General features: G+C 54.5%; 6 protein-coding genes. 4 read left to right on the top strand and 2 right to left on the bottom strand.

Annotated features, from left to right (window positions below):
* The first annotated feature begins 5 nt into the window (after positions 1–5).
* From nfi to L462_RS03470, 4 genes are all read left to right on the top strand, one after another.
* Positions 6–674, top strand: a complete 669-nt coding sequence (gene nfi, locus L462_RS03485) for a deoxyribonuclease V (RefSeq protein ID WP_025206412.1) — start codon at positions 6–8, stop codon at positions 672–674.
* 44 nt (positions 675–718) lie between these two features.
* On the top strand, positions 719–1,309 hold the full coding sequence (locus L462_RS03480) for a YjaG family protein (RefSeq protein ID WP_014168169.1): 591 nt from the start codon (positions 719–721) through the stop codon (positions 1,307–1,309).
* Between the two features lie 186 nt (positions 1,310–1,495).
* Positions 1,496–1,768, top strand: coding sequence for a nucleoid-associated protein HU-alpha (gene hupA, locus L462_RS03475; protein ID WP_002445246.1), 273 nt, complete (start codon positions 1,496–1,498; stop codon positions 1,766–1,768).
* Positions 1,769–1,779: 11 nt separating this feature from the next.
* Positions 1,780–2,472, top strand: a complete 693-nt coding sequence (locus L462_RS03470; RefSeq protein WP_020882988.1) for a DUF1481 domain-containing protein — start codon at positions 1,780–1,782, stop codon at positions 2,470–2,472.
* A 43-nt stretch (positions 2,473–2,515) separates the two neighbouring features.
* Here L462_RS03470 and purD read toward each other — a convergent pair whose 3' ends face one another.
* Together purD and purH are read right to left on the bottom strand one after the other, a co-directional pair.
* Positions 2,516–3,808, bottom strand: a complete 1,293-nt coding sequence (purD, locus tag L462_RS03465; protein WP_032679369.1) for a phosphoribosylamine--glycine ligase — start codon at positions 3,806–3,808, stop codon at positions 2,516–2,518.
* A gap of 15 nt (positions 3,809–3,823) precedes the next feature.
* Positions 3,824–5,413 (bottom strand): bifunctional phosphoribosylaminoimidazolecarboxamide formyltransferase/IMP cyclohydrolase, encoded by a 1,590-nt coding sequence (gene purH / locus L462_RS03460; RefSeq protein WP_032679371.1) that lies wholly within the window; start codon positions 5,411–5,413, stop codon positions 3,824–3,826.
* Positions 5,414–6,086 lie beyond the last annotated feature (673 nt).

Raw genomic sequence — 6,086 nt, forward strand, 5'->3', positions numbered from 1 at the left:
TGGTTATGGATCTCGCGTCATTACGCGCTCAACAGATAGAACTGGCCTCATCCGTGATCCGTGAGGATCGTCTGGACACAGACCCGCCGCAGTACATTGGCGGAGCAGATGTGGGGTTTGAGCAGGGAGGTGAAGTGACGCGGGCGGCAATGGTGCTGCTGAAGTATCCCTCGCTGGAACTGGTGGAGTACAAGGTGGCGCGTATCGCCACCACCATGCCGTACATTCCTGGCTTTCTCTCATTTCGTGAATATCCCGCGCTGCTGGCAGCGTGGGAGCAACTCTCGCAAAAACCCGACCTGCTGTTTGTCGACGGCCATGGTATCTCTCATCCGCGCCGCTTAGGCGTCGCCAGCCATTTTGGGCTGCTGGTGGATGTCCCTACCATTGGTGTGGCTAAAAAACGCCTGTGCGGTGCGTTTGAGCCGCTCTCCGCCGAGCCAGGCGCGCTGGCACCTCTTATCGATAAGGGTGAGCAACTGGCGTGGGTCTGGCGCAGTAAAGCGCGTTGTAACCCCCTGTTTATCGCCACCGGGCATCGGGTGAGTACGGACAGTGCGCTGGCGTGGGTGCAACGCTGCATGAAAGGGTATCGCTTACCGGAGCCCACCCGCTGGGCTGATGCCGTAGCGTCAGGGCGTCCGGCTTTTACGCGTTGGCAAGAAATTCAGTGATGATTCAGGTAAACTGCGGCTAATTTTCGATTCGAGACCTCATCATGCTACAAAACCCGATTCATCTGCGCCTTGAGAAGCTGGAAAGCTGGCAGCACGTGACTTTTATGGCTTGCCTGTGCGAGCGCATGTATCCCAACTATGCCGCGTTCTGCAAGCAGACAGGCTTTGGTGAAGGGCAGATTTATCGCCGCATCCTGGATTTAATCTGGGAGACGCTGACGGTCAAAGACGCTAAGGTGAACTTCGACTCTCAGCTTGAAAAGCTTGAAGAGGCGATCCCGGCGGCGGATGACTACGACCTGTATGGTGTCTATCCGGCCATTGATGCCTGCGTGGCATTAAGCGAACTGATTCATTCCCGTCTGAGTGGTGAAACGCTGGAGCATGCTATCGAAGTCAGCAAGGCATCCATTACGACCGTCGCGATGCTGGAAATGACCCAGGAAGGTCGGGAAATGACCGACGAAGAGTTGCGAGTGAACCCCGCGGTTGAGCAGGAATGGGATATCCAGTGGGAAATTTTCCGCCTGCTGGCAGAGTGTGAAGAACGCGATATTGAGCTGATAAAAGGGCTCCGTGCGGACTTACGTGAGGCTGGTGAGAGCAATATTGGTATAATTTTTAACCAATGAGACAACAAAACTTGATATAACGCTCGTTTTGTCGCTCCTCGACTCTTCCCTTTCGCCCCTTGTCTGGTCTACATTTGGGGGGCGAAAAAAAGTGGCTATCGGTGCGTGTATGCAGGAGAGTGCTTTTTTGGCATTTTCGTCGCACTCGATGCTTAGCAAGCGATAAACACATTGAAAGGATAACTTATGAACAAGACTCAACTGATTGATGTAATTGCGGACAAGGCTGATCTGTCTAAAGTGCAGGCTAAAGCTGCTCTGGAATCTACCCTGGCTGCTATTACTGAGTCTCTGAAAGAAGGTGATGCTGTACAACTGGTTGGTTTCGGTACCTTCAAAGTGAACCACCGCGCTGAGCGTACTGGCCGCAACCCGCAGACCGGTAAAGAAATCAAAATCGCCGCAGCTAACGTGCCGGCATTTGTTTCTGGTAAAGCACTGAAAGACGCTGTTAAGTAAGACGCGTGGCAGTGAACAGTTTTAACGAAGGGGCGGCAACGCCCCTTTTGTCTGTCTGGCGTGGTCTTTTCGCGCTGGCGGGCGTGATGTTTCTGTCCGCCTGTAGCCACGACACCTCTCTGCCACCGTTTACCGCCAGCGGCTACGCTGACAACCAGGGTGCGGTGAGGATCTGGCGCAAAGATTCTGGCGGCGAAGTGCATCTGCTTTCTGCTTTCAGTCCGTGGCATAACGGCAATACGTCGACTGCGGAGTATCGCTGGCAGGGCGATGACCTGTCGCTGATAGAACTGAATGTCTACAGCAAGACCCCCGAACATGTGAAAGTGCGTTTTGATGACCATGGCGAGCTGAGCTTTATGCAGCGGGAAGTCAGCGGTCAAAAACAGCAGCTTTCCAGCGATCAAGTCGCACTCTATCGTTATCGTGCCGAACAAATCCGCCAGACCAGCGATGCGCTGCGTCAGGGACGCGTTGTGCTGCGCCAGGGGCGCTGGCATGCCGATGGCACGGTAACAACCTGCGAAGGGCAAACCGTTAAGCCTGAGCTTGAAGCCTGGGCAACCGAACATATTGAGCGCCGTCAGCGGCATTCATCAATGGAAGTGAGTGTGGCGTGGCTGGAAGCGCCGGAAGGTTCTCAACTGCTGCTGGTCGCGAACGAAGACTTCTGCACCTGGCAGCCGACAGAAAAGAGTTTTTGAGTGACGTCCCCTCTCCCTGACGGGAGAGGGGCTGGCTGAAGAATTACTCGCCCTGCTCACGCGCAATTGCGCGATAACCGATATCCTGGCGGCTAAAGCTTCCATTCCAGTGAATATCTGCCATCAGCGCATAGGCACGCTTCTGTGCTTCTGCAACGGTGTGACCCAGCGCGGTCGCGCACAGTACACGGCCGCCATTGGTCAGCACGCGATCGTCGTCAGACAACTTTGTGCCGGCGTGGAATACCTTCGCGCCTTCCAATTCTTCCAGCGGTAAACCGTGGATCTCATCACCGGTATTGTAATTACCCGGATAACCGCCTGCAGCAATCACCACGCCCAGAGAAGCACGTTCATCCCACTCAGACGTTTTCTCATCCAGCTTACCTTCACAGGCGGCAAGACACAGTTCCACCAGGTCAGATTTCATGCGCAGCATGATTGGCTGTGTTTCCGGATCGCCGAAGCGGCAGTTGAACTCAATCACCTTCGGATTGCCCTGTTTGTCGATCATCAGGCCTGCATAGAGGAAACCGGTGTAAGTATTACCTTCAGCAGCCATGCCTTTGACGGTTGGCCAGATAATGCGGTCCATGGTGCGCTGATGCACTTCGTCAGTGACCACAGGGGCAGGGGAGTAAGCGCCCATACCGCCGGTGTTCGGCCCGGTATCTGCATTGCCAACGCGTTTATGATCCTGGCTGGTGGCCATTGGCAGAACATGCTCGCCGTCGACCATCACGATAAAGCTCGCCTCTTCACCGTCAAGGAACTCTTCAATCACGATGCGATGGCCCGCATCGCCAAAGGCGTTGCCTGCCAGCATATCCTGAACCGCGGCTTCGGCTTCCTCGAGCGTCATCGCCACGATAACGCCTTTACCGGCGGCCAGACCGTCGGCTTTGATAACGATAGGCGCACCTTTTTCACGTAAGTAAGCCAGGGCTGGCTCTACTTCGGTGAAATTCTGATATTCCGCCGTCGGGATGTTATGACGTGCGAGGAAATCTTTGGTGAAGGCTTTCGAACCTTCCAGCTGTGCAGCCCCTTCCGTTGGGCCGAAGATTTGCAGGCCAGCAGCCCGGAAGGCGTCAACGACGCCAATCACCAGCGGCGCTTCCGGACCCACGATGGTCAGATCGATTTTCTCCTGCTGAGCAAAGCTCAACAGGGCCGGGATATCGGTCACGCCGATAGCGACGTTCTGTAACGTGGGTTCCAGCGCAGTACCGGCATTACCCGGTGCCACAAAGACGGTTTTTACCTGCGGCGACTGGGCCGCTTTCCACGCCAGAGCGTGCTCGCGCCCGCCATTACCAATGACTAATACTTTCATTTTCTGCTCCGTGGATTAATGGCGGAAGTGACGCATGTCGGTGAAGATCATCGCAATACCGTGTTCGTCAGCAGCGGCAATGACTTCGTCGTCACGGATTGAGCCGCCAGGCTGGATAACACAGGTAATGCCCACTGCCGCAGCAGCGTCGATACCGTCACGGAACGGGAAGAAGGCGTCAGAAGCCATTGCCGAGCCTTTCACTTCCAGACCTTCATCGGCCGCTTTGATACCGGCAATTTTCGCGGAGTAAACGCGGCTCATCTGGCCTGCGCCTATTCCGATAGTCATGTTCTCTTTTGCATAGACAATCGCGTTGGATTTCACGAACTTCGCAACCTTCCAGCAGAACAGCGCGTCACGCAGTTCCTGCTCGGTAGGCTGGCGTTTCGTCACGACGCGCAGATCGCCCGCGGTGACCATGCCCAGATCGCGATCCTGAACCAGCAGACCGCCGTTCACGCGTTTGAAGTCCAGACCCGGTACGCGCTCAGCCCACTGGCCACACACCAGTACGCGCACGTTCTGTTTTGCCGCGGTGATTTTCAGGGCTTCGTCGGATGCAGAAGGAGCGATGATCACTTCGACAAACTGACGGGAGATGATGGCCTGTGCTGTGTCAGCGTCCAGCTCGCGGTTGAAGGCGATAATGCCGCCGAATGCGGAGGTTGGGTCGGTTTTATACGCGCGATCATAGGCGTCGAGAATGGAGGTGCTTACCGCTACGCCACATGGGTTCGCGTGCTTCACGATTACGCAGGCGGGTTCACTGAACGCTTTCACGCACTCGAGCGCTGCATCGGTGTCAGCGATGTTGTTATAGGAGAGTGCCTTGCCCTGAACCTGCTGTGCGGTCGCAACAGAGGCTTCTTTTACCTCTTCTTCTATATAGAAGGCAGCCTGCTGGTGGCTGTTCTCTCCGTAACGCATATCCTGCTTCTTAATGAAGTTCAGGTTCAGCGTACGCGGGAAGCGGCCGGAAGGTTCAGTGCTTTCGCCATGATAAGCAGGCACCAGGCTACCGAAGTAGTTGGCGATCATGCTGTCGTACGCGGCGGTGTGCTCGAATGCTTTGATGGCGAGGTCGAAACGCGTCTCCAGCGTCAGCGACCCTTCGTTGGCATCCATCTCATTAATAATGGTGTTGTAGTCGCTGCTCTTCACCACGATGGCAACATCTTTATGGTTCTTAGCCGCTGAGCGCACCATGGTTGGGCCGCCGATATCAATGTTTTCGACGGCGTCTTCCAGAGAGCAGCCTTCGCGGGCAACGGTCTGTGCAAACGGGTAGAGGTTAACGACGACCATGTCGATTGGCGCGATATCATGCTTTTCCATAATGCCGTCGTCCTGGCCGCGACGACCAAGAATACCGCCGTGGACCTTCGGGTGCAGGGTCTTGACGCGTCCATCCATCATTTCCGGAAAACCGGTGTAATCGGACACTTCGGTTACCGGCAGACCTTTCTCTGCTAACAGGCGAGCGGTACCACCTGTAGAAAGCAGCTCCACACCGCGTGCAGAAAGTGCCTGAGCGAATTCGACGATACCGGCTTTATCAGAAACACTGAGCAGAGCGCGGCGGACTGGACGACGTTGTTGCATGGTAAATCCCCTGGATTTCACGATTACAGAGAGCGTTAGATGAATTTTCCAGCGAAAAACTCATCTAACACACCTGACGAGGCATCCTTGTTAAGCGCGAGCATTTTAACGAAAACGTTTGCGCAACGCTCGCGAATTTTCACTTTTTCGTATCTCTGTGGATAAGTCTGTGTGTAAAAGGGTATAAGGCGGGGTTTTGCTGGGGAATGCAGCAGTCAGTCATTTTTCTGTCATTTAGCGGTTGCGGCCTGCAGAGAACTCCCTATAATGCGCCTCCATCGACACGGCGGATGTGAATCACTTCACAGTTAACCCGGTCGGTTGAAGAGAAAAAATCCTGAACTTCAGGGTTGACTCTGAAAGAGGAAAGCGTAATATACGCCACCTCGCGACGGTGAGCTGCAAGCCGCGTCGCAACTGCTCTTTAACAATTTATCAGACAATCTGTGTGGGCACTCAAAGTGACATGGATTCTTAATGTCTTCGGACACTAAATGAATACCAAGTCTCTGAGTGAACATACGTAATTCATTACGAAGTTTAATTCACGAGCATCAAACTTAAATTGAAGAGTTTGATCATGGCTCAGATTGAACGCTGGCGGCAGGCCTAACACATGCAAGTCGAACGGTAGCACAGAGAGCTTGCTCTCGGGTGACGAGTGGCGGACGGG

The organism is Enterobacter sp. BIDMC 26, from assembly GCF_000534435.1.
GTDB lineage: Bacteria > Pseudomonadota > Gammaproteobacteria > Enterobacterales > Enterobacteriaceae > Enterobacter > Enterobacter ludwigii.

Coding starts and splice junctions, on each gene's coding strand:
- nfi (WP_025206412.1), top strand. CDS start 6: ATGGATCTCGCGTCATTACGCGCTCAACAGATAGAACTGGCCTCATCC.
- L462_RS03480 (WP_014168169.1), top strand. CDS start 719: ATGCTACAAAACCCGATTCATCTGCGCCTTGAGAAGCTGGAAAGCTGG.
- hupA (WP_002445246.1), top strand. CDS start 1,496: ATGAACAAGACTCAACTGATTGATGTAATTGCGGACAAGGCTGATCTG.
- purD (WP_032679369.1), bottom strand. CDS start 3,808: ATGAAAGTATTAGTCATTGGTAATGGCGGGCGCGAGCACGCTCTGGCG.
- purH (WP_032679371.1), bottom strand. CDS start 5,413: ATGCAACAACGTCGTCCAGTCCGCCGCGCTCTGCTCAGTGTTTCTGAT.